This is a genomic window from Halobacteriovorax marinus SJ, assembly GCF_000210915.2.
GTDB classification, from domain to species: domain Bacteria; phylum Bdellovibrionota; class Bacteriovoracia; order Bacteriovoracales; family Bacteriovoracaceae; genus Halobacteriovorax; species Halobacteriovorax marinus.
In genome coordinates this window covers 1,778,262-1,804,971 of the sequence record NC_016620.1, presented here as the reverse complement: position 1 = coordinate 1,804,971, position 26,710 = coordinate 1,778,262, and the positions used below count along the sequence as shown (strand labels likewise).

Sequence of the window (26,710 nt, the reverse complement as noted above, 5' to 3'; positions counted from 1 at the left end):
GCGCCAACGATTGTTATTTCTAGCAATCGTTGGCCTCTTCATTTCTAGCTTCGCTCTGCTTGTTCTGCAAAGTACTATGGGCGGATTGCAAAATAAGTTAACAACGAGATCCAAGACTGTAGATGGAAGTGCTGTTATTGAGATCACTGATCTCAGTAGAGAAGAGTCTGCAAAGCTCTATGACGAACTCGTAAATAAGCAATTTAATCCTAGTGTTGAATATGAAATTGAATTACTTCTTAGACAACTCAACTATATAACGCCAGTTGTTTTGCGAGGAGTTGATACTTCTAAATTTACTCCTAGCTTCTTAGATAAGAAAGATTTAGAACAAGGCGCTATTGTTGGTCATGACCTCGCCTATAAAGTCTCTCTTATGGAAGGAGATGAGTTCTCTCTTATCTCTCCCTCTCATGTGGATAGTTTGATGGACGATATTCCTAGACTTATACAAGTTGATGCCAGTAGCTTTGTTCGCACTGATGTTCCCGAAAGTGATATGTTCAATGTGTGGGTGAGACTTCCCGTAGTTCAGAACTTAATTAGAAAGAGGGCCATCAATAGAATCAGACTCTATAAAGACCACGACTTCACAGAGCTTAAGTCATGGTTAGAAAGTGAGTACGGAGATAAGGTTCGTCTAGTAACGTGGGCAGATAAGTTTAAGAATTTAGTTTGGGCCCTTAGGCTAGAGAATCGAGTCATGCTCTTTCTCTTTTCGGGTATGACTTTATTGGTTTCTCTTTGTATCACTTCTGGTTTGATGATTTTCCTTGGAAAAGTTAAGGGGGATCTTGTCTCTTTTTGGATTCTTGGAAGCTCTAAGAATAAATTAGAAATTGCCATGAAAATATTTTTAAATTTAACCACCCTCTCAAGTATAGTCTCGGGTCTGGGATTTGCTCTCATTTTCCTATGGCTCATAAAGATCTATGCTCCAAATATCATGCCTGATGTCTTCGTTGATCGCCAAATCCCTGTCTATATTACGCTCAAGGGAATGCTTATCTCATTCTTTGTTCCTTATGTAATTTCAATAGCCTTTAGTGCCTTGGCCTTCTTTCAATTCAAAAAGGATGAGAGCACTTATCTCGATTACGTGCGCTCTATTGGATAGTAAGTATCTGATTCTACACTTGCCTAAATGTTATAAATCTAAAAATTAGATGGTGAACATGTTACCTATGTTATTTACGAATGTCTCATTTCTTTCTATAAGTGGGGAAATCTTAACTAGGAATACTAATGAAATCGCTTATCGCCTTTGTGCTTCTCACACTTACAATGAATATCCACGCAGCTGAATTTCTCACTTCTTCACAGAAGAATGAAGTTCTTACTCAAATCGATAATATCTGTGGTGATACATGGTGTGAGGGAGATTACGATTACTCCTTTAATGAAATCAACTGTGATAGCGAGACAAAAACTTGCGCTCTAAACTTTGATTACATTAGTTATACTCATAACGAAGATGGATGGGATGTTGTAGGAGAGCAGAGATCTACTGTAACTTGTACGATAGAGGGTGTTTCTAAGTATGAAGATATGGTGGATACAGGTAGAAGATATGGTGGTCTAGTATGGGACTTCTATGAGAAAGTAGGAGAGTGTACAGACTTATACTATGACTATGCTCCGGCGCAAGTTTACTTAACTTATGAGTTTATCAATTGCGATGAAGAAAATAAGTCATGTGATATGGCGATTGTGTTTGAAAATTATGAAAATGATGACATTTATAGAAATTCTTGTAGTGAAATAGACCCAAACTCTAATGATGTAAAATTCTGTATACAAGATTTAGAAGTTAGGGCCTATCGTTACTTTAATAGAGTCGATTAGAACTTACACTTTTCCTTTGGAAGCTCACCTATGTCTTTAATTCTTAGGTGAGTGAAGGGAATACCTCTTACATTCGTTTCAACACTCTCTTCTAAGCTTCTAAAACATTTCTCATTTGTCTCATGTAGAACTTCTGTCAGTGTAACAGTTACAGATATATCTTCTGTTGGCTTTTCTTCGCTTATAAGTACTTCAGATACTTCTTCATCCATGCCACCAAAGATATCGCAAAAGCCTCTGCCTGCAGTTACACATGGCCCTCTCCCATCTCTATTTGAGTGATCAAAGATTGCGTACCACTCAAGTGATGGAACACTTATTTTAAGTTCAGATGCCCCGTAGCCAAGCGCTGAGCATCTAACATTCTCTGTGTCTAATTGAATCTGAGTTTGATGAGTCTCTTCTTTGATAACTCTCTTCTGCTCTTTTGGGAAATCTCCCGCTAAGAGTGGAGTCATTGTTAGTGTTAAAATGGTAATTACTTTTTTCATTGTTTTCATTAGCCTCTCCTTGTTGGTGAGACTAATTTAGAAAAAGTAAATTAATAAATAAAATTAATAAAGTGTATGGGTGTTATAAATAATTATAATGGTCCCATTCTGAAAATATTATAAAAGTAATCAGGACTGCTGTAGTAGACTTTCTTAATGTATAGTTTACCTCTGGCAGATACTCCAAATTTGCCAGCAGGCCATGACATACATCCACTAGGACAGATGCCTTGTCTCTCTATAAGATTAATACTTAGAGGATCAAATTTATAGAGCTTACTTTCTGCTGAGTTAAAGGATAGAATCATATAAGTCTTCCCGTCATAAGTAATCATATCCTCTAGGTTTGAGACCTCTTGTCCAGGGTATATTTGATTTAAAGTTAGGTCTGGCGCTAAGTAGTAGAGTTGATTATTAGAGCCATTATTTGCTTTTAAAATAATACCCCCATTTGGAAGCTTCTTGTAAAAGGTTGGGGAACTAGAGTCTGTTCCAGTAAAAATATCGTGCAGTAAAGTAGCACTGGCACTCACGCCGTCGTGCTCGTAGAGCTCTTGTCCATAAACACTATCTCCAGCATTAGCAGAGAAGACGATCTTTCCTGCTGCCGTTGTAAAGCCTCCACTAAATGGGGTAGGACTAGTGAAACTTGTATGCATTGTTAGTGTTGAACCATCCCATGAGTGGAGCTCTGTACCATTAACTCCGTCATCAGCAAGAAAGAAGAGTTTCCCATTAAAATTTGCAAGATTAGAGACCTGTGATCCTGTCGCCCCAGTGTAAATATCTTGTACTAGAGAGACAGTATCACTAGTATCAACTTTATATAGCTCTGTTCCTGTTGCTCCATCATCACCTGCGAAGTAAAGCTCATTATTATAGAGAACAAATTCTGAAACGGACCCAAGACCTGAGTATGCTCCAGCATAGAGATCATGCACCATAATTGTCCCTGTGTTTGTCCCATCTGTTTTCCACAACTCCATTCCTGCGCCAGCAGTATTGGCGACAAAGTAGACGAATCCATTGAAGAGTTTAAATCTAGAGGGGGTTGAAGCTGTGGCACCTGAATCAATATCCTTTAACATATACGTTCCAGGTATTGTTCCATCAGTAATCCATAACTCACTTCCATTTGTCCCATCATCTGAGTTAAAGAGAACTTGATTTCCATACTTCATAACATAGTATGTATTTTCATTTCCTGTCGCTAGTTCTGTAACGACTTCATTTACTTCATCAAGAACATAGGGCATTGAACCGTAATTTGTATCAGGACCAAAGAAGACAGTCTTGGTACCAATTGTTTTCATATCAAATTTCTCATCACAACTATTACCAATTGCAGTGTGAATGACTTTTAAAGATTCTGGGCCTCTATCAATAAAGAATAAGAAATTATTTGATCCATTATTAAATTCTTTTGTATCTAGGTTTACTGCCTTAGAGAAAGTATGAAGAGCTCTTGTTTCTTTAAATTCTCCTAAGCAATTAGAGTTTTCATAAGAGACGACAAGTGGGTGAAAGAAAGTTTCACTACTTCCAATAGGCATTTTTATATTACTAATTGCACCTTTATTAAAGCAATTTGAAGTGATAGCGGCCGTGGCACTATCCTTTACTAGCTCAAGTGGGCTTGGTGACCACTGTGGAAAAATTATTCGATAAGATTCTCCATGACCTTTAGACATTAGATCACAGAGTGAGTTTTCGTCTACGACATCAGATAGAGTTGAGCAGCCGTTGAAGATAAAAGATTGTTGTGGTGAAAGTGATGCTGGAAAAAGGGCCGGATCATTACAACCTGTTTGAGAGAGTGTGATATTCACATCCATATTCTCTCCCTCAATTATCGTCTCAGTCGCAAAGCAAGAGAGATTTCCCTCAAAGGGTTGAGCACCATCCCAGTAAAGAGCATAGAATTTCCATGCGCCTTGTTTAAGATCGAGAACTATATCATTTTCAGTTGGCATAATTTTCTTAGCAAAAGTATGATTCGCTTCAATACTTCCACCATAGAGCATTACAGGATTAGAAAAACCTGTAAGCGCGCCCAGAAAGACCTTTGCCTGTGTCGTTGGTGCAGACTTCTTTGGCCCACATGAGCTAAGGGCCAAGGTCAGTAATAAAAAGCTAAAAATTCTAGATAGTTTTCGATTATTCATAAGTAACTCTTCGGTTAATGAATAATTATACTTTATCCTTTTTGATTAAATGTGAATCCTTTAATTTCAGTAGGATAGGAGAGAGAATTAATAGGCCAATCAGAAAATATGAGAATAAAAATGGCCACTTTCTAGGGGTGTAGAGCATCTCTATTCTATGATCACCACGAGGGAGCATAAGACCCATGGTTATATCGTTAATTCTTAAAATTGGGACTTCCTCATTATTTACGTATGCTCTCCAACCTGTAGTGAAGTACCAAGGGATTTGAAGTAGACCTCCACATAGAGATGAAATTCTTGTTTCGATCTTTTGAGCACCGTAGGAGATAAGAAGTTGTGAGCTTTGCTCTTCTCTACAACTGGGTTTTTCTATATTATTTCTATGAAGCTTAAGCCTTGTATTTAAAAGTGAAAATTGATTTGAGATATGGGGGATACTCCAGTTTAGGCTTTCATTTTTCTTATACTCTCTTCCTCTGTGTTGGATGAGGGGAGTGTCTGTAAATTCACTTGTAAAGTAAGAGATACTCGGTGAGGAATTAAATAATTTAAAGATTGAAAGTTCTCCCTCTCTTTGGACAAGTTCCCAACCATTCTTTATTAAATTTCTTTCTTCAACTTCTGTAATATTTCGGTAGAGGATATGCGATACACCTAGTCTTCTAGCATTTTTTGTGTCCACGATAGCATTACAATCAACCATCTTTAAAGCAGTGGAGGATATATTAGAAGTTGTATTTAAAGTCGCAATTCCAAAGGCCCTGAGGTTTATGCTCTCTCTTGATCCAGAAGCTCTAGTTGGGCCATTGCAGATTTTAAATCTTGTATGGATATTTTGAAATTGGCCAAGATAAGTTTTTTTGATGATTAAGTCTTGATCAATATATTTAAAATTAGGGGAAAGCACTAAATTCTCGACTATAGCTATTGCTATAATGGTCTTTAAAAACTTTAGATGCACTCCTTTTAAAGGAGTCCATAATATTAATGATGATAGAATCAAGAAGATATAAATCGTAAACTTCTCTGGGTAGCGTAATTGAGAAAAGACTGGAAATTCTAATAAGATAAACTTAGAGATTGAAGAGTTTGCTCCCATACTCATAATAAAGACAATTATAATTAAGCAAATTAGAGATATGCTCACTTTCTTCTTATGCTTAGTTAATAGATAGAAGAATGAAATAGAGCTAAATAGCCCTAGAGAAATCTCTTCAAACCATCTATCAGCTCTTTCAAAAGATAGGAGTTTATTGGTTAAAATTGAGAAAATATCTCTCATCTGCAAACTGTACTTTAGGGCAATACTTTCTGGTTGTGAGTAGTATCTCGCTGTAAGAGGTAGTAATTCTTGATAATAGATTAAGAAAGGAAGTATCCCAACGATAAATACTCCTACGGTATAGAAGGCCTTTCTCTGAGGTATTTTCCATAAGTAGAGATAGGGAAGTAGGAAGAGAAATAAAAAGAGAAATGGCTCTCCCAGAGAAAATGTTCGAGAGAGAATTAGACCACTAAGAATATAATAGATTGTTGAATCTCTTTTAATGGCCCTTTTAATTGTAAAGAAGTAGGGAGCACTCCAAACTAAAGGCCAAAAGCTCATCCTTTGAGTTGTAGAGAGAAAGAGCGGCGCACTTAGAAAGAGTAGGGCCAAGAAATAATCTATATAATGAGACTTTTCACTATCCTCTCTTATTGTTTTAAGTGAGAAGTAGTAGAAGATAATTAGGCCAATGAGAAAATTTATCTTATAGGCCAAATGCGGTGATAAGAATAAATAGCTTAGAGACTGTAGAGAGACGATTCCATTATTAGGATTTGCAAGAAGAGGCTCACCCAAGAGGTTTAAAGAATAGATCCAGCTAAAGCTATTAAAGAAATAATCTTTTTGTGAATAATCAATTTGTAGGGGAGTGATCTCTTGAAAGAGTTTCCCTTGGAAGTAAAGTGGAAAGAAGAAAATTAGGCCAAGGGCCACGGGTAATATTATTGATAATAAATTATAGGATTTCTTCATTTACTAAATGTTAATGAGCTTTAAGGTATTAATCAATAAAAAAAGGGGAGCTAAACTCCCCTTTGTAATCACTATTTAAATTTAAAGTTCTTTAATCCTGCGAAGGCATTATTCTTTAGTGGTGCATCAGACTTTGGTGCCGACTTTGGCTTAGCACCTCTTCTTGGAGTTGATTCGTAATTAGACTTAAACTCCGCATTCCCATCATCTTGCTTACAAGAAAGAGAAATTCTTCCTCTATCTAAATCAACATCCTTCACTCTAACTTTTAACTCTTGGCCAACTTTTAATTCATCTAGAGCATTCTCTACGAATTTATCAGCTATCTGAGAAACGTGAAGTAGACCATTCTCTTTGATTCCGATGTCAACGAAGGCACCAAATTGAGTGATATTAGTTACAATTCCAGGATACCATTCATCAACTTTTAGATCTCCGATCTTAGAGATATCTTTTCTAAACTCAGTCGTCTTAAATTCCGTTCTCGGATCCTGTGATGGCGCTCTTAGAGACTTGATAATATCGTTATGAGTATATTCACCCACTTGATCTCTAAAGCTGCTATCTTTTTCCATTTTTAGAATTTGTTCGTTATTTTGAATGAGGTCATTAACTGCTAGCCCATTACCATCACACCAATTCTTTATGGCCTCATAGCTCTCTGGGTGGATAAACGTTGAGTCTAGTGGATTCTCCCCACCGTAAACTCTAAGAAATCCTGCGGCTTGTTGAAAAACTTTATTTGAGAAGCGAGATACTTTTAATAACTCTTCTCTATTTGAGAAACCTTGGTTCTCTTCTCTATATTTTACAACATTCTTAGCAACACTAGGTCCGATTCCAGAGATAAATGATAGAAGTGGAGCCGATGCAGTATTGATATCAACACCAACAAAGTTCACACAACTCTCAACAACACCATCAAGTGACTTCTTAAGTCTTGTTTGGTTTACATCGTGTTGATATTGACCAACACCAATTGATTTAGGGTCAATCTTCACTAGTTCTGCAAGCGGATCTTGAAATCTTCTTGCAATTGAGATGGCCCCTCTTACTGTAGGGTCTTTGTCAGGAAATTCTTTTCTAGCAATTTCTGAAGCAGAATAAATTGAGGCACCAGCTTCTGAAATCATTGTTGCCTTAACTTTTCCTTCTTTAACTTGTTCAACATGCTTCTCTACTATGGCGAGTGTCTCTCTACCATAAGTTCCGTTTCCAATTGCAATATATTCAATTCCAAATTGATCAATAATTGCTTCAATAATCTTTGCCGATTCTACAACATGATTCTTAGGTGGGTGTGGATAAACAACAGTATCAACTAGGAATTTTCCTGTATTATCTACTACTGCAAGCTTAACACCTGTTCTAACTCCAGGGTCCATTCCAAGAACTGCCTTGGCCCCAAGGTAAGGTTGTAGTAGAAGGTTCTTAAGGTTTACACCAAATACATTAATGGCAGATTCATCAGATAATTTCTTTAAATCTGTTTTCATCTCTAGATCTAGAGAGCCGTGGATATAGTTATTAAATGCTTTCTTTGAACAGTCCATGAGAACATTAACAAGTGTTAGGGCTTCATCGTCAAAATACTTCTTCTTGATGAGACCTGTGGCCACCTCTTCAGGAAAGCTAACTTCTACTTTTAAAACTTTCTGAGTCATTCCTCTTCTCATTGCGAGGAATCTATGTGACGCTTTTGGGTCTTTAAGTTCTGAAACTCTTTGTTCAAATTCAAAGTAGTCTTTATACTTTTCAAAATCTTTTACTGCTTCGGCCTTATCTCTCTTCGTAGATTTTAAGATGGCCTCTTTCCAGTAGTCTGCTCTTAATTGTTCTTTGATTTCAGTATCGTGAGCAAATTTTTCAATGATGATATCACAGGCACCTTTTACGGCATCATCAAAGTTTTGCACTTTCTTATCTGGGTTTATAAATTTAACGGCTTCCTTTGCTAGGTCTTGCATAGAGCCTTTAGTTGAGAGAATAAGATCAGCAAATGGGGCCAGACCAGCTTCTGTTGCGATCATTCCCTTGGTCTTTTTCTTAACTTTATAAGGAGCGTAGATATCTTCTAGCTGATTAAGTGTTTGCGCAGCTAAGATCTTCTTCTCTAACTCAGGTGTGAGTTGCTCTTGTTTTTTAATCGTATCAAGAATGAATTGTCTTCTCTTTTCTCTTTCTAGGTACTCTTCATAAGATGATTGAATATCTCTAATTTGTACTTCATCAAGTCCACCAGTGGCCTCTTTTCTATATCGAGTGATGAAGGGAATAGTACATTCTTCATCAATGAGCATTGTGAGAACAGCGATAACTTGTTTTGCAGTTATTTCTGTGTTGGTAGAGGCGTATACAACTGCTTGTGAATCAATTGCCATTTTATTGGTCTCCTTAAAGTATGTGTCAGTCTCATCTTGAAACCGTGTGTTATTTACTGTAATTTAATAGCAATATACGATAAATAGACCACCCTCATTTGACAATGGTAAAGCTAAGAAATGATAGAAGATATTGAAAATTATGATCTAATTATTGTGGGTAACGGAATTTGTGCTCAATCTATCTTATTTGAAATAAGAAAATCGCCTCGATTTAATCTTGACACTTTAAAAATCGCCCATGTTTTCAACGATAAACTTCTATCTCCGTGCTCAGAAAATACTACTAGTGTCGTAAGCTTATCTGGAGTGAGTAAAGGGGTCAGTCCTTTGGGTGATCTGATCTATGACTCCTATGATTATACAGCACAGCTTGCTCGCTTAGAATTAAGTGATTATTTTCATAGTGCTTCTCAGTATCATATTTTCGAAGACGACACTAATAGCGATCAATTTAATAAGCGCTATGATTTACCTAGAAAGCACCAACTTTTAGAGAGAGAGTTTCTTGCTCATAAGGACGAATGTTTTGTTGTAGATAATACATCTCTTTTAAAATATTTAGAGGAGCTAAATTCATCTCTAAATTTAAATAAGATTCAAGACACCCTCGTTCACATAGATGATTCAAGAGTCATTCATCTGGCCAGTGGTAAGAAGATTTCCGCTAAGAAAGTAATCCTGGCAATGGGAGCTTACTCAAATCATTTTCTTCCTTCAATTGAGCACGCGCACTTGAGCTACTCTAAGAAAGTGCCAGGAGATTATGTGAGTTTTACTAATCTTGATCTTGGAAAAGAGTGTTTTGTCTTAACTAAGGGGCACTATAATTTAGTGTACCGCTCCTTTTCAAAAGAAGTCCTCATCGGTGGAACGACGCTAAAGAATGATTTGAGCGCCACTGAGTTTATGCCTCTAGATGAATTGTATCAGTATTTTTCAAAGTTTATTGATGATATTCCTAAACTTATGAGTGGAGAGATAAGAAAAGGGCTTAGGCACAAAGGTAGAAAGAGAATGCCGTTTCTTGGAGAGATTAGCAGTGGCATTTACTCCTTTCACGGCGTCTATAAAAATGGTTTTACCTTCTCATTCTATATGGCGAATCAATTTATTAGAGACTTTGAACTCTAAGCTATCTGCAAGCACCATTTTTATAAGAGACCTTATGGCACATGGCCACGCACGAATTAGAATAGGTCTTACCGTCTCGGCCGCAGACTGGACTATAGATCTCCATGCAGATACATGAATTGATTTCCTCTTTATCTTTCTTTAGGACTTTTTCTTCTTGGATATTATTGCTTGAGCAAGAAATTAGGATAAATAGGGGAGCGATATATTTAAGTACTTTCATAAAAAACCTCTAAGTAAGTATAACAAACTTAGAGGCATTATGTTTAATTTTATTCAATTGTTCCAGGTAGTGAACCTTCTGTATTATCTATGACGAGATTAACTACATCACCCTTTGTCTGTCCTTCATCTTCATTGATAAGATGTTTCCAGTTGTCATAGACTTTATTGTCAGGAGTTTCAATTCCTGTAGAGTCAACATAGAGGTATTGCTTTGTTTCATCTCTAAGTGCATCTCTAAACTTTAAGTAGTTCTTGTACCCTCTGATAACTTTGATCAACTTGATCTCTGTTGGCCCAAACGAGTCTCTAAAGTAACTTGTTCCCGAAGTAAATGACTGTAGGTAGTACCAGCTCTCTTCAAGAGTATCTTCGTATGGCCTAGAGCACATATAGTAAGTATTTCCGTCAAAAGTCGTATTCTTTACTCCACCATAGCTTCCACCATATCTATATGAATAGTTAGAGTATGAAGTGGTCGTATACGTCTTTGGAGAAATTAATAAACAGTGGTTGTACTTTGCTGTTACGTCTACTGCAAATTTCTCTACTCCAATGGACTTACTCTCTGATACATCATCACCAAATGATTGATTTTCATTTGTTGAGTAATTTACTCCCTTGGAGATATCAAATAATCTAATACCAAGTCCAAAGAATTCACCAAATGGAATCTTTACGGCAGCATCGATACCCGATCTAATACTTGTGTATTCAGAAGTACTTTGACCTTCATAAATTGAAAATCTAGATCCTACTGAGAAGTTAAATCCGTTTGAATACTTTGGATTAACTTTTTCTACAGTATCAACGTGTCTCTTAACTTCTAAGTTCATATAAGCTTGTGGATCTTTCATACAGCTATTCATATGTACAGAAGGCTTTGTTCCTCCAAGAAATGCTGGTTGAACAGAGTTTTTCTCGCCTAGTGCAAGTGTACATAGACTCTTCTTAAAAGCATTGATCTCTTCGCTTGTCTTTCCACTGCTTAGTAGATTGAACTTACCTGTCTTCTTAAATTCTTTAGCAATATAGATCAATCTATTTTCAAGCTTCTTAGTTTTCAAGAGCTCTTGTGCTTCAGAAATACTTAGCATTTTAAACTTCTCAGTAGTCGCTTGCTTTTGAGCTATATAAATGTCTTTTGAACTCTGCTTAAATTTACTTGTAAAAGCTCTCTCTTCAGTGAAGAGGTTTAAGTTATCAAAGAGATATTCAATATAATTCTTAAATTGCTTTGCTTGAATATCAGTTTCATTCTTTTCTACATCAGTTAGATTCTCAACATCAAAGAAATCACTCGCGCTAACTTCACCTTCTAGGATTGAGTTATTTACCTTACCAGTAGTTGTCTGGTGGGCCTCTGGAGTATATCTCGTAGACGGAGAGTCAGTTGAGCTCTCATTAAGTGCGTCGTTACTCATAACATTTGTCTTAATCCAAGGAATCTTCGCCTTAAAGAAACCTGTAACAACTCTTTGTCTAAGTCCAATTTCCTTATCAATTGGCTCTAATTTAAAAACAGATACTGTTCTAAGTGCCATTCTCGGCATATCTGATACTTTAATTGGAAGATCAATAAGCGTGTTAATTGTTCCATTTACAACTTCAACTTCTTTCTCTGCACCAGTGATATATGTGAAGTTTTCAAAGTTATTCTTATCAATTTCCATCTCAGCATTATTAGGTGCAAGAATCATAAACTTTAACTTAAATCGTCCACCCTCAACATCAGCAAATCTTGGAGTGTTAAATCTATGTCCTCTATCAATTCTTGGGTTAAGAACAATTTGATAGGTCTTTGATACAGTTAAGTTTAAGTGCTCATTTACACTAAAGTTATTAACATTATTACCAATTAAGATATACATCACACCATTAATTTGAAATCTACTTGTCTCTTTTAATGGGTTCTCTTGTGCTTTACCAAAACGCTGGTCAACAAGATCGTTATCCCATGGGTTTAAGAGTAGTCCCGTTTCAACTTCTTCCTCAGCTAATGGACCTTCTAATACCTTTGCAGTAAATTTCGCGTTCATCCAATGTGAGTAGTTATGCTGCTCATACTTTGTATTTGTTCTATACTTAAAACATCCCTTATGATTCGTTTCTACATTAATTTTATTCGTTTCTTCAATTTCTGGAACGTAGAACGTTACTTCAATATTTCTATTCTTAATTGCTGCTTCAGTTCTTCTCGCGTAGAGACATGAAGAGAATTCCATTTGGTACTCTTGATACTTTGTATCACTTCTCTTATGAATCGTTGAATTCGCTTTAATAGCAAGCTTAACTTCATCAAGAATAAGCTTTGATTCCATATCGTTCTTAGTTAGAGCAGAGTTATTCTCATTTTGACATCCCTTAGCTCCAACTTTTGTTAAATCTGTAAACGTATTCTCTGTAGGGTCGATTGCATACTTTAATACAACACTTGTTCCCTCTTCAGGAATTGATAGTGTTCTTGTCTCTTCTTTACAGTTCACTACTTTAGAATAATCAATCTTCTTAACTTCTGACCACGTTACACAACCGCTCGCATCAGTCTGAAGAGATCCACCAATTCCACTAATTGTTACTGTCTTCGCATTTAAGTTTCTAACTCCAGTAGGATCTTTTAAGCAGGCCCTTAGTGTGAATCGTACATCTTCTGCTGCTTGGTTAATACCACTGCTTGCAGAGATAAGATTCTGAGAACTCACTTTAGAGAACGAACTCAATTGTAGAGCGTTAGTGTTTGAATTTTCTTTCTTGTCTTTAACCCCGAAAGAACAACTCGCAGTTAGAGTTGCGACAAGAATTAGAGAATAGATTCTCTTAGAAAAGATCATAGAGTTTCCTTAAGCTTAAAATGAATATTGTTTCGTCTGATTGATAAATATTTTCGTTTATTTCTTTATTTTGGATCGCCTCAGCAGTAACATTTAAGTTTGACTCTGAATTTGCGTATCCCAATAAAACTTTGTTTCCCTTCTTATTTGCTAGCCCATATTTTGATGAGTTGTAATAGGCAATTGAAGCGTCTGATTCAATTTTAAAATTAGCTAATTCACCGTAGTAATTATGTGCTCCGCTAGTGTAGCTAAGTCCTAGTGCCGCAATATGACCTGTGTTATTTTCTTTAATTGCTGTATTGCTTAAGTGGTTAAACTTTGTCTTTAGAACAAGATTCTTATTTAAAGAAACTTGATAGTTTGCTCCTAAGTGCCAACCTTGATATTCGCTATTTAAAACACCATTACCTTTGTTAATAGGTGAACCAGAGTTACCTAGTAGGATTGATTCATAGGCAACAGCATTTGAAATATCACTATAAGCAAAGTGAGTTGCTGATAGGCTTAGTTCTCCAATATAGAGGATTTGATCTATCTTTAATGTCTCAGTGAAGAATCTTGGATCTCCATCTTCTTCTACATCAATTCTTTGAGAAAGGTTTCTATTATTTGGAATTGATTGCATTGCAAAGAGGCTAATCTTTGTATCAAGTATTTTATAGTTAAGTCCCTCTTTAGCAGCAATGAAACCTTTAGAGCTTACTAGTAGGGGAGCATCAAGATTGCTTTGATTGATAACACCAGCTTCAAGATCAATGATATTAAAAGGTGTGTAGCTAATCTTAGCTTCCTTTAGATAATTACTATTTCCTGGCTTATAGATATTATTTTCTCTAGCAGTTGTGCTTGATCCTGTTTGAACATTCATTCCACCAGAGATTTTTACATTTAAGTTCTCACTTAATTTATGTTCTGCATCTGCACCAATATTAACTCCCATAACAGAAGCTTTATTAAGACTACTGTCGGCCTTCACGCCACCAAGACCAAAGCTTATCTTTATAGATGTATTCTTATGTAGGTCTTTATCTGATTGAATACTTTTCTCCGCTTGCTGCGCAAATGCAGGCATTGTTGCTAGGGCCAAGGCTCCAGTCATCGTGAGAAATGTTTTCGAAAAATTGATCATATTAACCTGCTCTAATATCTTTTATAAGATTTTCTAACATATCGCGTCATGCTCTGCAATATGCTGTATTTATTTTATATACATATATATGTAGCAATATCCATTCCAACTTATTTCTTCTGTTGTGCTGGTTAAGTGTCTGTAATTAAAGAATTGACAAGGCCCTATACTGTCTACTCTTTTGCTAGTGTTTAAACTTTGAACGATTTTCTCCTATCCATGTAAATTGTTTAAGCTTTAAACACTGTCTAATTATTCAACTCCCATTTTTCTCTAACTAGTTAATTCTAAATACTAATTCTTGGCACGATTTCTGCTTATTAATTCACTTATATAATTTTAAAAGGGTAAGAATAATGTCCAATCTATCTAAGACGAAGATCTTTAATAATACTCATGCCATCATCGAAGGATGGTACTGGGGACTGCGCTCAAAGGAGCTCAAGAAGGGAAAGATTAAGCATCTTAAGCTTATGGGTGAGGACTTGGCCGTGTACCGCGGAGAAGATGGTATCGTTCGAGCTCTTAAGGCCCATTGTCCACATATGGGCGCTCATTTGGCCGAAGGAAAAGTAGAAGGTAATGAAGTTAGATGCTTCTTTCACCATTGGAAATTCGATAGTGAAGGAAATTTAAACGATATCCCTTGTAGGGAAAAGCTAGGTCTTAAAGTAAAGCAAGCAACTTATCCAGTTGAAGAGCGCTACGGACTTATTTGGATTTGGACTGGGGAGCAGGCCAAGAGGAAGCTACCTTTTGTCCCTGAGTTAGAAGATCAAGAAGTTGACTCAACTCTCGGAACACCATTTGTAAAAGAGTGTCATCCAAATGTAATGATGATCAATGCAATTGATGCTCATCACTTTTATAGTGTTCACAATCTTCCAGTTAAATTATTTCTAAGACCAAGAGTGATTAACTCAAATACGATTCAATTTAATAATGAGACCAAAGTTCCTGACACTAATATCTTCACACGCTTTATTGGAAGATTCTATGCTGGAGCACTTACTTATTCTATGTGCTATTTTAACGCTTCTACTGGAACGGTCACAATTGGACCAGATTTTCTCCACTTTCATATAATGTTTGCTATTCGAAGTAATGAACAAGGAAAGGCCGAGGGACAGACAGTACTCATAACTAAAAAGAGAAAAGGTCTTATTGGTAAGCTTGTAAATAAAGTTCTTTTGGCAGCTACTAAAGTTGTAGGTAATTACTTTGCTGCTGGAGATACGGAAGTTTTTAAAACGATAAAATTTGATTTCAAGCACCCATTAAATGAAGACCACGCAATAATAAAATTTATTCAACACGCAGAAAAGCAACAAACCTGTGATTGGGGTTATGCTAAGAAAATTGATAATGACGTAGAAGATATGATTGATTTACACAACGGTCCTCTGGTTGCGTCTAAGAAAGTTAATAGCTCTAAAGAAGTTATGGAGATGAGTCATGAAGGGTAATAAGTTATATTCTAAGACAGTTCACGTAAGTGAGATCACTCCAGAGCAACGCGAGAGTATGTTTGAGGTATTCTCTAAATACTATGAAAACTCTTGTTTTAATACATTCTGTCTAGACTTAAATTCAAAAGATAGTGTCTTTCTTTTAATGGATAAGAAAGAGAACAAGATTAGAGGTTTCTCTACTATCGTAAATTTAACTTATGTCTCCCTGGGAGGTAAAATTCACCGCGGTGTTTTTAGTGGTGATACTATTATTGAAAAAGAATATTGGGGGCAAGGAACACTGGGTGTTGCCTTTTTAAAGTATCTCTTCATAGAGAAATTAAAGAGACCTTTCTCTCCTCTCTATTGGTACTTGATCTCCAAGGGATTTAAGACTTATTTACTTATGGCCAATAACTTCGATGAACACTGGCCTAGACATGAGGTGAAAACTCCAGAGTATCAACAAGAGATTCTTAATGGTTTTTCAACTATTATGTACCCAGAGTACTTTGATAGAGCTAGTGGTCTCATAAAGTTTGAGGGCTGTTCTAAAGATGCCTTAAAATTTGGAGTTGCTCCAATTACAGAAAAATTAAAATCTTCTAATAAAAGAGTTGATTTCTTTGATAGAGTTAATCCAAATTGGCAAAAGGGTGACGAGTTATGTTGTCTGGCCGTGATGACTCTTTCAATGCCACTTAAATATCAACTAAAGATTATAAAAAAGAGTTATAAGAAAATATCTATATCATATAAACAAAGACTCCTCTCTCTATTTGGTGTCTCTAATATTAGTCGGGATTAATCATGAGCAAGAGTCTAGATGTATCAGTTTATATGAATAATCTTCACCAAAGAAGTAATGAATCTTTGAAGAGGATATTGAAAACTCGCTATAAGCAAAGAGGCGAGTTTCTTACTACTGGTGTATTCTGGGACGAAGAGGCCTTTGACTTACAAAATGTAGAAGTATTTAAAAATTTATCAATCGAAGAGCAAAGTCTCTTACTTACTCAAAACTCTAGTGACCGAGTAGAAGAAGCATATCATATTGAAAAGTCCGGTATTGCCTATGGAGCTAAGATGACTCTTTTAAGTGAGAACTTAGAAGAGAGACTTCTCTATGGAACTTTTACTGGAGATGAGGCGAGGCACTTTCAGCTTGTCTCAAAATATATCAATAATACAAATCTAACGCCTGAGTGTAATCCATTCCTGCAGCTCTTGGCGCAAATGATTGAGACTGCACCTAAGAAGTCTCTGGTTTTTATGATTCAAGTTCTCCTAGAAGGATGGGGGATGGATCACTACAATACTATGGCAAAGAGTTGTCTAAATGATTCATTAAAGGAAGATCTCTCATCGATTCTTGCTGATGAAGCTTCTCATCACGGAAGTGGATTAATTCTTTTTAATGAAAGTGAATTATCACGTGAAGACCTAGAGTATGTGAGAGTATCTCTAGAAACTTTCTTCTCTATGGTTCAGTGTGGTCCACTGAGTGTTTACTCAAGACTAATTTCATCAGTTGATTCTCTTTCTAGATCTAATAAGAGAGATATTCTCTCTCAAATGAATGCCATGGAGACAACACAAAGAAAGCTTGATCAATTATCTGCACTAATGAAGAAATCAGGTGCTCATACACTCTTAGGAGAAATGGAGAGTTCTGGTAAGCTTAAGAGCTTTGATATTGATCAAATGCTATCAATTGCCTAGAAGAGTCAATTTTTCCTCTTACTCTAGGTATTCACTTAGAGTTAAAATTAATTATGACTAAGAAATTAACAAGTGAGTTCAACACAAGAACTCAACCCATGAGAAAGCATAGAATTTTTAATAATTGGAATGTCGTTACTAAGGGTTGGTATATCGCATGCCGGTCTAAAGACCTTGGTAAAGATAAAGTTCTAAGCATAGACTTAAATGGACAAAAATTAGTTCTTTGGAGAACCAAAGATGGTGTTGCATGCACAGATGGATTTTGTCCACATATGGGTGTTGATTTAGCAATTGGAAAAGTTGTAGATGAAAAACTACAATGCTTCTTCCACCACTGGCAATTCGATAAAGAGGCCAAGTGTGTGCACATCCCGTGCGGTGAAGATCCACCAAAGAATTTAAAATTTAATAGCTATGCTACAAGAGAGAAATATGGCCATATCTGGGTTTGGCCTGAATCACAAACAGATGAAGAAGTCCTAGATATACCAGGCTTAGAAAATTGTGATCTCATCTATAGCTTTGATAAGACCTACGAGAGAAGTTGTCACTATCATATTACTATGATCAATGGAATTGACCCACAACACCTTAGAACAGTTCACAATATAAGTATCGATATGGATATTGATATCGATGAGACTAAGAGCAATCATATTGAGTTCACATTAAGTGGAAAATTCCCTACTGCAACTCTACAGGAGAGAATGGGGAAGTTCTTACTTGGAGAAGAGTATTCTTATTCTATGAAATACGCAGATGGCTGTTTGGCCGCGCTTACGATGCTCAAGGGAGCGAAGCTCTTTAACCGCTTTACTTTGCCTGAGCTTAAAATGATCTTCGCATACTCTTTAATAGAGGAAGGGAGAATATTGGTTAGACCTATATTTGTAAATAAGAGATCCACTGGGCTATTTGCTCCCTTTTCTAATTTCTTAAAACTCTTTATGACAAAGAGGTTTTTTAAAATGCTTCAGGGAGAAGATGGTATGGTCTATGAGAATATTAGATTCAATTCTACTTCTTTTTTAAAGCTGGATGCACCAGTTGTTAAATATATTGGTTATTTAAATAAATTAGAAGATTCTATATGGTCACAAACTAAGAGCGGCGAGTAACTTTCCGTCGCTCTCACGGTAGAGGAGTTGTCCAAGCTTTTGATCACCTTTTTTTATCCCTCTTATATTTTCCATATACTCACTTAGTTTCTTCTCACCGTTTTGAATAGAAATACTTTTTAGAGGTTTTAGCTGATCTAGTTCTCTAGCGTTATTATAGTGGTAATTCTCTCTAAGCCTCTTTTCTATTCTTTGTAACTCCGTTTGTGTGAGTATTTCTTCGCTGATTATTATATAGCGAGAATCTCTTTGATCTGGGATTGCAAATTGTGCGCTTGTTCCTTTAAAGGCATCTCTTATATCTAGCTCATGAAGTTTCTCACCTACAAGATCACTTAGGGCATCTCTTCGTCCATAAAAGTCTATGCAGGGAGTTTTCTTATAGAAGTGAGTGACTATGACGAGATCTTTCAAGCAGTATCTGTAAAGACCACCCTTTTGAGAGATGATGATTTCATAGACTTCTCCTTTTTCAATCTCCCAAAGGTTAAAGACATGACCTTCCTTTGTTCTAAACTCCATGAATACTTCATTTAATAGGGGAGTAAATCCCTTTGCTTCAAAAATTGGGATTGTAATAGGGGCCTCTGTCGCTAATAGGCCCTTCTTTTGAATGGTAATATCTTTAAATATGGTCTTCAATTTATCATAGTGATAGATTGCATTTTGACTTCCCCATGTAGAAATAAACTTAAGACTTGGAAAGCAACTTTTAGGAGAGAATTCTTTTAATTGTATAGGAGTAAAGCTCCACGATTCGTACTTACCTTTAGATAGTGCGCGAGAGATCTCATCTTGATTCTCTAGAATAAATGACCATAGTTCTGTCATAAAACTTGGAGACCATATAGAGATAATCTCTAGTTTTCTATTTGATATGAGATGGAGGGAGAGTAACATTTTAAATTCTAAAGAGTCTTTAACTCTCTCTAGATTTGGAATTTCTATAAAGAAGGAGTGACCAATTGTACTTAGAAATGCTCCAAGATACTCTCTATCTGTACTCATGGCCCCATCGTCTGGACTTTCTTTAAACTGCGGAGAGATGGAGAAGTAGAACACCAGAGTCTTAAATTTTATATTCTTAAGTATATCAATTGACCATATGATAAATAAATTTCTAAAACTTCTAAGTAGTGACTCAGGATAGGGAATCATTTTATTCTTGCCTGAACTACCTGAAGTCTTTTCAAACTTTGTAAATGGCCTTGGGTAGAGAAGATTATTTTTAATCTCACTTTCCATTTCGTTATAATCTCTAATGGGAAGAGCTTTAAACTCTTCTAGAGTTTTAACTTTACAGTCTTTAGAAATAGGAGAGTGATTATAAATTTCAAGAATATCTTCTAGAGTATTTAATTGTGTTTCTTTTGGATTTTTTAATGACTTAAGAAAATTTTCGTACTTACTACTAAAGAGTAATATATAGAGATATTGAAAGAGTGAACTTAGAAAAGATCTAATCATTAATTTTAACTTCCCCGTCTTTAGTCACTCTTCTCATTGGATAGATCTCACTTCCCGCTCTAATCATGACTGCTTCATCAACTTCAACTCCTGGACTTAGGACACTGCCTGCTCCAATAAAGGCCCTCTTTCCAATTTTAATTTTCTTAATTCTAAGGAGTCCTTTTCCATCTTTAGGAGTGATGACATGGCAAACAGTTGTGGATCTCTCCCCAAAAATGACACCATCTTCAATTTCAAGTAGGTTTCTATCGTAGTGACACGAACCGGGTGTCCAGTAGATACCTCTTCCTACTTTTGAGCCCCACATTCGGAGCCAAAGTGAAAAGGCCCCAGGTATTATTTTTAGAATGGCCTCTAGTGAAGGCACTGCAATAAAGAGTGTCTGAATCTGGTGTGAGGCCCACCACGGCGAAAAGCGATCATTTAATATATCACTTACACCTTCTTCTATTGGAGTGATGAAATTAAGAACTCTAAAGCATAGAAGAGGGAATAAGTAGATAGCACTAAAAACCAGTGCTGGGGCAAAGAAGCTTGGGCATAGGACAAAGTAATAAATAGAGCCCAAGATAATGGCCATATGACAGAGGGGAAAGAGTGCGAATATTCTACTCCACATAGTCATGAATTTTCTCTCTTTAGCTTAAAAGGATTTAGAAGCTTAGTTTTTAAGTCCGATTTTATTGGATAACCCATCTCTTTAGGAAAGCGTGGATTATTGTGATAGGTTCCGTGAAGCTTATCCCAAATACATAGGTTCGCGCCAAAGTTCTTCTTTGAGACTCCTTTAGAGTGATGCCAACTATGTTCATGGGGAGTAATAAGAATTAGCGAGAGGAAATTAAAGATAGGCCCCTTTATTTTTGGAGCTAACTTAGAATGCCTCCACAGATCTAGCATCGCTGTAATTGATGCACACACAAGATAAGCTTTCTTATTATCAATAAAGAAGTAGAATATTGAATTTAGCCATACATAAGGAAATATAAACGTAGTCCAAATTGTATTTCTAGCACTAGCAAAGATATCAAAGTCAGTAACTGAGTGGTGGAGTAGATGGAGGCCCCACCAGCGATCTTTGTGTAGAGCTTTGTGAGTGAGATAATAGACATAGTCTACAATTATTAAATTTAAGAATATGGCACCAGTGATACCTATTTGCCATGTGCTTTCAAAGTTTGGAAGTGTGAGCTTTAGTACTTTAACGATAAAGTATACTTGAATTAAGGGAACAATGGTTCCTTGGATTGTTAAATTGATTAGATCGCAAAACCAGTCATCGAATTTCTTCTTTAACAATCTCTCCCTTCTCTCACTATCATAAGCGGTGAAGAGGACTAATGAAGAAAAAATGCTGAGCTCAATCCACCACTTTATATCCAAAAGGTAACCTCATTATTCTTTTCCGCCAACTCTCTAGGGTCTTTTCCCTCTTTTATGGCATTGTAAATGGACTCAATAAAGACATGGATAATATCTGCTGTAGCGTTTGAGAAGTTCTCTCCATATTTCTTGATGACTTCCATTTGATTATCAAGGGCCACGATATCTTGTTCTATTACTTTCTGCCCTTGAAAGGCGACAATAGGCTTTGCTAAAACTCCAATAGGGCCAAACTTATAAGTTAAATCTGTCCATACCCAAGTTAATTCATCATTAATTGGAATACATTGGCTTGTGATCCAAAATTCTTTCTTTCCAAAGATGTATTGTACTGAAGTTATATTTGGCATGTAGTAGTGATCTATGTGAGTAATTGGCTCTTTCTTAGGATTTAAAAACCAAGAGAACCAACCTAGATTATCCGTTTCTCCAATATATTCAATATGAACTGCACCGTCTTTTCTTTGCACTTTTGTTGTGACCTTTTCATCTAGTGCGTCTCTAAATATTTTGTCGTGAACAAATACCGTGTGAGGGACATCAATGTAATTTTCTGCGCAGTTAATAACGCTATTTTTAAAGACATTGAAAAGTCTGACCGTCTGCCAGCCTTTCTCTCCATAGTGAGGCATTCTGTGGGGTGGAATGTCGAGGTTTTCATTCTTCTCTAATCGGATGAATATAAATCCATCTTGCTCTATACACTCATAGGACTTAGCACAGCGAGATCCTACTTTTTTTTGATTGGGACCCTCAGATGGGATTCCTGTTAATTTACCAACTTTATCAAATGTCCAACCATGATAACTACATTGTAGTTGTCCATCTTTTACCCAGCCCTTTGAGAGCTGACTATTTCTATGGATACAGCGGTCTTGCAGCGCCACTGGTGCGCCGTCATCTCCTCTAAAAAGAGCTATCCATTCATCTAGAATTGTTCTAGCTAGTACTTGATTTTTTCCAAGCTCTTTTGATTCGCAGGCGATATACCAAAAATTCTTAAAGTTAATTTTCTTCTCACTTTCCAAACTATAATCCTACTTTCCAATATATTTGATTTTTATATTGCCGCTTGTTTTTACTTTGCAGGCAAGTCTCATTGTCGAGTCACCTTCGGCCACAATCTCTAAGAACTCTCGCTCATCTTCACAGGGAGCAGAAGTATTTTCCATTCCCTCTTGCACTTGAATTAGACAAGTCCCACAAATTCCCGTTCTACAACCAAAGAGGATAGGTGAGTTGGTAGCATCAAGTACTTCACTCAAGTGCTTGCCGTCCTCTACTTCGACAGAGTTTGCCTGTCCATCGATCTCTACTTTATTAAGCGACATTTTTCTTCCTCTCAAATTCAAAGAATTGCCTTCTATTTTCAGTTAGGTAATTCTCAATAGAGGTCTTATTCATGGCGCCTCCATTCTTATTAGACTTTGAAACATACTCTATATTGGAGAGGTAATTTCTATAACTCTCAAGTGCCGTTTGATGGGTCTCAAAAGCTTCTACAATTCCTTGGTTCTCTTTAGTGAAGCACTCCTTAAGAATATGAATGGCATCTTTCTCACTCATACCAAAGACTTTTGTAGTAAGTAGTTTTAAAAGAGTTTCAAAAATTGCTGGTTCATACCAAAAAATCCCATTCACACTAATATTAAAGTTTGAGTGGTCTTTAAGAGTTCCTTTGATTCCTAGATTGGCAATGAAACTCTCAAAGGCGGTAGGCTTTTTTAAATTCTTAATGATATCGCTACCAATTATATTTGAACTATTGAAATGATAGGATTCATCCATAAAGTGATAGTAACTCACCTTAGAGGGAATTGGTGCATTCTCTTTGTCTTCATGGTCTGTATAGTATTTACTCAATTGGTGTTGAACAATTTTACCATTAAGTGTTCTAAGTCCTCTTACTGTTAAGTATTGGCAGCCTATAAAGGCATTACCTGAAGAGAGTAGGGAATAACTTCTAAGCTGAATTGATTTCCAAAATTTCTTGATCATATTTGTCTTTTGAAAAATCATTGTTTCATAGAAATATGGCCTCATTGGATAAGTAAATATTCTCTCTCCAAAGACTTCCTCTTCAAATTGTTCTCCTATAACTTTGAAGGCATCGATATGGGCCCTCTCCTGCATAGATTCAAAATCTAAGGTTTCACAAACAAGTCTAAAGTCTTCGAGTCCAAAGAGTCCTGCTGCCGCAGTTTGATTAAAGAAGATTGTTGCTATTTCTGCTGAAATAATTTGCGCGTAATAGGCCACCCAGTATATTTGATTGAGAAGAACCCTCTCATTTGCACTGGCCTGATCCCACAGGGGAGTGCCATAGAGTAGAGAGAATTTCTCTGGGTTCCAGTACTCACCTTTGCAGTCCTGATAATTAAAACTCTTTGCGCTACTATCTAGTAGCTCAGTGTGATCCTGTTCTTTATTCTTTCTATGATTGAACTCAAGTTTTTTGACCGTGAGTTTATCCTCGGCCAAGGTATTGTGTTCTCTTTGATAGAGCTTCTTTCTCATTTAAATGTTTCCTTTTTACTCTTATCGTCTCTTTTTTAAGAAAACTTTATTGTTTTTGTCGGATAATTGATCTCAAGATATAGACTAAATTACCGAAAATATATTGATGCTTAGATTTACTTCTATACTATTTATTGCTCTTCTCTATAGTTGTTCTCTATCTCTAAGAGCTCCTTCCAGCGTGAATTCTCAGATTGATATAATCTTTGATTTAGATTGGACTCTTGTTAAGCAAGTGGATGCAGTGGTTGGAGATGATTCTAATTATATTCATGTGGGAGATGAGATCTATCGTCTTGGAGATGGTGCGGTAGAGCTTCTAGATTTTCTCTTTAGTAAGCAAGGCATAAGAGTGAGCTTCTTTAGCGGCGGAAAGTTTTCCAGAAATAGTGAGCTCTTAAAGAAAATTAAGACCCGACACGGTAATGCTTTTGACTTGGCCTATAGGGTTTTGAGCTATGAGGACCTCACTAAAGTCTCCTCTGATGAAGGGCTATCTTTTTCTAAGAGGTTTAAGAAAGATATTCGCTTGGTTACTCAAGATGTATCTAATACGCTTCTCATAGATGATGATCAGCGCTTTCTTTTGAGCGAAAGCTATAGGAAGAATCTTCTCTGGATGGGTGAGACTTATAAGCACTTTGAAAGCTTCACTGATATAACTAACTTTAGTGACCAATATGTGCCTCTCTCACAAGAACAATGGCAATACGATAGAAGAAAGTTATATTTTATAAAAGATATTTTAGAGAAGTCTTTAGAGAAGAGAGAAAATTTCCTATGGGCAGTTAGATTTGAAAGAGAGAAGTATAATTTTGAATATAATCTTTCTAGAAAAGAGATGAGCTGTCATACTAGTATGAACGCATTTCTTTCTGTTTTATAAGTTGATTAAAGGTTGTTATGGACACTAATGAAACTCTAAAATTAATTCTTAAATTCTTAGTGGGAATAACAATCATCCTCTTTGGCATTAGTGCCTATTATAAGTACCGCCCTTCACCTGCTGTAGATATTACGACAGAAGAGCAATAGGCTCTCCTACATAAATTTAGGAAGCTCATCCCATGAAGTTGTGTAGCGAGGAGACTTATACTCTCGATTCATTCGCCACGCTCTATCGCTAATACCACAGGCCCCAAGCTTAATTGCTCCATCTCCCTCTAGTGAATTGATATGATCAATAGTATTCATGAGTTTAATATCTAGTAGAGAGTCTGCGGGAGAGAAGAGATCAATTTGAAGTTCATCGCTAGAGTGAAAATTAGATAGTTTTACTCCTGCTTTTCGGTACTGATAACCCTCTTTAAAGCTTCTCTCTAAGAGTTCAAAGGCCTCGGCAATAAGCTTTCTCGTATCACTCGTTGGATTTACAAGTTTGGCTCGTTGATAGAGATAGAATTGAGGGGCGTTAGTGTGGGGATTTGTTCGCGCAAAGATAGAGAGCTCTGTGCACATGGAATTTTGTCCTCTCATTTTTTGAGCTGCACTACTAATATAATTTGCCATAGACTCTTTTAGATCTTTGAGTGTTTGCAAATTATTGCCAAAAGTTCGAGAGCACATAATCTCTTTTTTAGCTGCAATATCCATTTCAAAGTCAAAGCATGGAATACCCATCAACTCATGCTTTATCTGAAGTCCTACCTTGGTAAAGACACGCTTAATTAGTTTTTCATCCTTGAAGACTTTAAAATCATAGGCACTGCGTATTCCTAGAGAGGAGAGTTTGCTTGCACTGGCCCGTCCAATGCCCCAAACATCTTCAATAGGAGTCATCTTGAGAGCGACATCTTGCCACTTCTGCTCACTTAAATCTACAACGCCCCCTGCTTTAGTAGACTTCTTTGCAATATGATTAGCAAGCTTTGCCAGAACCTTAGTTGGGCCAATGCCTACTCCAACTGGAATACCAATATTCTCTTTAATGATTGTCTTTAAGTGAAGGCCAAACTCCCTCTTATTCTCTATTCCTGAAAAGTCGGCAAAGGCTTCATCTACAGAATAGACTTGAACCTTGGCGCACTCTTTGATGATCGTATTCATCACTCTGGAGGAGATATTTGTATAGAGAGCAAAATTGGAAGAAAATACACTAACTTCATTTTCTTCGCAGAACTTCTTTATTTTAAAAAAGGGGTCTCCCATTTTTATTCCAAGTGCCTTGGCTTCAGGAGTTCTGGCAATGGCACAACCATCATTATTGGAGAGAACAATCACTGGCCTACCCTCTAGCTCCGGGCGAAAGATGCGCTCGCAGGAGCAGTAGAAAGAATTGCAATCGATAAGAGCAAAGGAGAGCTCTTTCATTTTCTAAAGTCCCTTGCCACTCCGATCACAACTCCAAAAACCTGAAGCTCGTCATCATCACAAATTTGGATATCTGAGTACTTCTTATTAAGTGATCGAAGGAGAATATGATTCTCTCTTTGCAAAAACTTCTTACATAGTGGATTGCCATTGTGAAAAACGGCGACAATGGATTGATCCAAAACCTTATAGGATCGATCCACTATGAGAATATCTCCATTCTTTATCTCAGGAAGCATGGAGTCCCCGCTTGCGCGCACAAAGAAAGTTGACTCTCGGTTGCGCATAAAGAGCTCATCCAAGGAGAGATAGCTCTCGACAAAGTCGTCACTAATTCCAAAGAGGCCACAGGAGAGCTCTCCACAGTAAAGGGGGAGGCCTTTTTGCTGTTCATTGAATTTAGGTTTAAAAACTTGGATAATATTCACAAGCTCTATTATACACGTGCGTAAGTTATGCGTAACTCTGTGACGCGTTAGGTAATTAATTCCTATGAATTCGGAGACTTAAAG

24 protein-coding genes are annotated in these 26,710 nt (G+C 36.6%); 9 read left to right on the top strand and 15 right to left on the bottom strand.

Annotated features, from left to right (window positions below; genetic code table 11):
- The first annotated feature begins 10 nt into the window (after window positions 1-10).
- Together BMS_RS08600 and BMS_RS08595 are read left to right on the top strand one after the other, a co-directional pair.
- Window positions 11-1,117 (top strand): ABC transporter permease, encoded by a 1,107-nt coding sequence (locus BMS_RS08600; RefSeq protein ID WP_096909532.1) that lies wholly within the window; start codon window positions 11-13, stop codon window positions 1,115-1,117.
- Between the two features lie 128 nt (window positions 1,118-1,245).
- The gene (locus tag BMS_RS08595; RefSeq protein WP_014244422.1) at window positions 1,246-1,845 is read left to right on the top strand and encodes a hypothetical protein; all 600 of its coding nucleotides are present in this window, start codon (window positions 1,246-1,248) and stop codon (window positions 1,843-1,845) included.
- On the opposite strand, the gene BMS_RS08590 is transcribed toward BMS_RS08595, so the two are convergent.
- From BMS_RS08590 to BMS_RS08575, 4 genes are all read right to left on the bottom strand, one after another.
- Window positions 1,842-2,345, bottom strand: a complete 504-nt coding sequence (locus BMS_RS08590) for a hypothetical protein (protein WP_014244421.1) — start codon at window positions 2,343-2,345, stop codon at window positions 1,842-1,844. The genes BMS_RS08595 and BMS_RS08590 overlap by 4 nt on opposite strands.
- 83 nt (window positions 2,346-2,428) lie before the next feature.
- Entirely contained in the window at window positions 2,429-4,501 is a 2,073-nt protein-coding gene (locus BMS_RS08585; RefSeq protein ID WP_014244420.1) for a hypothetical protein, read from the bottom strand.
- A 25-nt stretch (window positions 4,502-4,526) separates the two neighbouring features.
- Complete coding sequence (locus BMS_RS08580) at window positions 4,527-6,485, bottom strand: hypothetical protein (protein ID WP_044557442.1); 1,959 nt, start codon at window positions 6,483-6,485, stop codon at window positions 4,527-4,529.
- Between the two features lie 110 nt (window positions 6,486-6,595).
- Window positions 6,596-8,905, bottom strand: coding sequence for a Tex family protein (locus BMS_RS08575; RefSeq protein ID WP_014244418.1), 2,310 nt, complete (start codon window positions 8,903-8,905; stop codon window positions 6,596-6,598).
- A 120-nt stretch (window positions 8,906-9,025) separates the two neighbouring features.
- Here BMS_RS08575 and BMS_RS08570 point away from each other — a divergent pair, with 120 nt between their 5' ends.
- Window positions 9,026-10,039: an FAD-dependent oxidoreductase gene (locus BMS_RS08570; protein ID WP_014244417.1), complete on the top strand. Its 1,014-nt coding sequence runs from the start codon at window positions 9,026-9,028 to the stop codon at window positions 10,037-10,039.
- A gap of 1 nt (window position 10,040) precedes the next feature.
- On the opposite strand, the gene BMS_RS17370 is transcribed toward BMS_RS08570, so the two are convergent.
- The 3 genes from BMS_RS17370 to BMS_RS08560 are packed head-to-tail and all read right to left on the bottom strand — an operon-like array spanning window position 10,041 to window position 14,224.
- Window positions 10,041-10,262, bottom strand: coding sequence for a Kazal-type serine protease inhibitor domain-containing protein (locus tag BMS_RS17370; protein WP_014244416.1), 222 nt, complete (start codon window positions 10,260-10,262; stop codon window positions 10,041-10,043).
- Window positions 10,263-10,311: 49 nt separating this feature from the next.
- Window positions 10,312-13,092: a hypothetical protein gene (locus tag BMS_RS08565; protein WP_014244415.1), complete on the bottom strand. Its 2,781-nt coding sequence runs from the start codon at window positions 13,090-13,092 to the stop codon at window positions 10,312-10,314.
- Window positions 13,079-14,224, bottom strand: coding sequence for a hypothetical protein (locus tag BMS_RS08560; protein WP_014244414.1), 1,146 nt, complete (start codon window positions 14,222-14,224; stop codon window positions 13,079-13,081). The genes BMS_RS08565 and BMS_RS08560 overlap by 14 nt, the downstream gene beginning before the upstream one ends.
- A gap of 356 nt (window positions 14,225-14,580) precedes the next feature.
- Here BMS_RS08560 and BMS_RS08555 point away from each other — a divergent pair, with 356 nt between their 5' ends.
- The 4 genes from BMS_RS08555 to BMS_RS08540 are packed head-to-tail and all read left to right on the top strand — an operon-like array spanning window position 14,581 to window position 18,518.
- Window positions 14,581-15,690, top strand: a complete 1,110-nt coding sequence (locus tag BMS_RS08555) for an aromatic ring-hydroxylating dioxygenase subunit alpha (RefSeq protein ID WP_014244413.1) — start codon at window positions 14,581-14,583, stop codon at window positions 15,688-15,690.
- The gene (locus tag BMS_RS08550) at window positions 15,680-16,483 is read left to right on the top strand and encodes a hypothetical protein (protein WP_014244412.1); all 804 of its coding nucleotides are present in this window, start codon (window positions 15,680-15,682) and stop codon (window positions 16,481-16,483) included. The genes BMS_RS08555 and BMS_RS08550 overlap by 11 nt, the downstream gene beginning before the upstream one ends.
- A 2-nt stretch (window positions 16,484-16,485) precedes the next feature.
- Window positions 16,486-17,397, top strand: a complete 912-nt coding sequence (locus BMS_RS08545) for a ferritin-like domain-containing protein (RefSeq protein WP_014244411.1) — start codon at window positions 16,486-16,488, stop codon at window positions 17,395-17,397.
- A 53-nt stretch (window positions 17,398-17,450) separates the two neighbouring features.
- On the top strand, window positions 17,451-18,518 hold the full coding sequence (locus tag BMS_RS08540; RefSeq protein ID WP_014244410.1) for an aromatic ring-hydroxylating oxygenase subunit alpha: 1,068 nt from the start codon (window positions 17,451-17,453) through the stop codon (window positions 18,516-18,518).
- On the opposite strand, the gene BMS_RS08535 is transcribed toward BMS_RS08540, so the two are convergent.
- The 6 genes from BMS_RS08535 to BMS_RS08510 are packed head-to-tail and all read right to left on the bottom strand — an operon-like array spanning window position 18,495 to window position 23,888.
- On the bottom strand, window positions 18,495-19,985 hold the full coding sequence (locus BMS_RS08535) for a GH3 family domain-containing protein (RefSeq protein ID WP_014244409.1): 1,491 nt from the start codon (window positions 19,983-19,985) through the stop codon (window positions 18,495-18,497). The genes BMS_RS08540 and BMS_RS08535 overlap by 24 nt on opposite strands.
- Window positions 19,978-20,613 (bottom strand): acyltransferase, encoded by a 636-nt coding sequence (locus BMS_RS08530; RefSeq protein WP_044557441.1) that lies wholly within the window; start codon window positions 20,611-20,613, stop codon window positions 19,978-19,980. The genes BMS_RS08535 and BMS_RS08530 overlap by 8 nt, the downstream gene beginning before the upstream one ends.
- A complete protein-coding gene (locus BMS_RS08525; protein WP_014244407.1) occupies window positions 20,610-21,371 on the bottom strand; it encodes a sterol desaturase family protein in 762 nt (253 codons plus the stop codon). The genes BMS_RS08530 and BMS_RS08525 overlap by 4 nt, the downstream gene beginning before the upstream one ends.
- A complete protein-coding gene (locus tag BMS_RS08520) occupies window positions 21,362-22,399 on the bottom strand; it encodes an aromatic ring-hydroxylating dioxygenase subunit alpha (protein ID WP_014244406.1) in 1,038 nt (345 codons plus the stop codon). Before BMS_RS08520 ends, BMS_RS08525 begins: the two co-directional genes overlap by 10 nt.
- A 9-nt stretch (window positions 22,400-22,408) precedes the next feature.
- Window positions 22,409-22,702 carry a 2Fe-2S iron-sulfur cluster-binding protein gene (locus BMS_RS08515; protein WP_014244405.1) on the bottom strand — a complete coding sequence of 98 codons (294 nt, stop codon included), beginning with the start codon at window positions 22,700-22,702 and terminating at the stop codon, window positions 22,409-22,411.
- Window positions 22,692-23,888 (bottom strand): hypothetical protein, encoded by a 1,197-nt coding sequence (locus BMS_RS08510; RefSeq protein ID WP_014244404.1) that lies wholly within the window; start codon window positions 23,886-23,888, stop codon window positions 22,692-22,694. The genes BMS_RS08515 and BMS_RS08510 overlap by 11 nt, the downstream gene beginning before the upstream one ends.
- 106 nt (window positions 23,889-23,994) lie before the next feature.
- On the opposite strand from BMS_RS08510, the gene BMS_RS08505 reads away from it, so the two are divergent.
- The gene (locus BMS_RS08505; RefSeq protein ID WP_044557440.1) at window positions 23,995-24,774 is read left to right on the top strand and encodes a hypothetical protein; all 780 of its coding nucleotides are present in this window, start codon (window positions 23,995-23,997) and stop codon (window positions 24,772-24,774) included.
- Window positions 24,775-24,791: 17 nt separating this feature from the next.
- Entirely contained in the window at window positions 24,792-24,923 is a 132-nt protein-coding gene (locus BMS_RS17925; RefSeq protein WP_269448205.1) for a hypothetical protein, read from the top strand.
- Window positions 24,924-24,929: 6 nt separating this feature from the next.
- Here BMS_RS17925 and BMS_RS08500 read toward each other — a convergent pair whose 3' ends face one another.
- Both BMS_RS08500 and BMS_RS08495 read right to left on the bottom strand, forming a co-directional pair.
- Window positions 24,930-26,198 carry a Y-family DNA polymerase gene (locus BMS_RS08500; protein ID WP_014244402.1) on the bottom strand — a complete coding sequence of 423 codons (1,269 nt, stop codon included), beginning with the start codon at window positions 26,196-26,198 and terminating at the stop codon, window positions 24,930-24,932.
- Complete coding sequence (locus BMS_RS08495) at window positions 26,195-26,626, bottom strand: LexA family protein (RefSeq protein WP_014244401.1); 432 nt, start codon at window positions 26,624-26,626, stop codon at window positions 26,195-26,197. Before BMS_RS08495 ends, BMS_RS08500 begins: the two co-directional genes overlap by 4 nt.
- Between the last annotated feature and the right edge of the window lie 84 nt (window positions 26,627-26,710).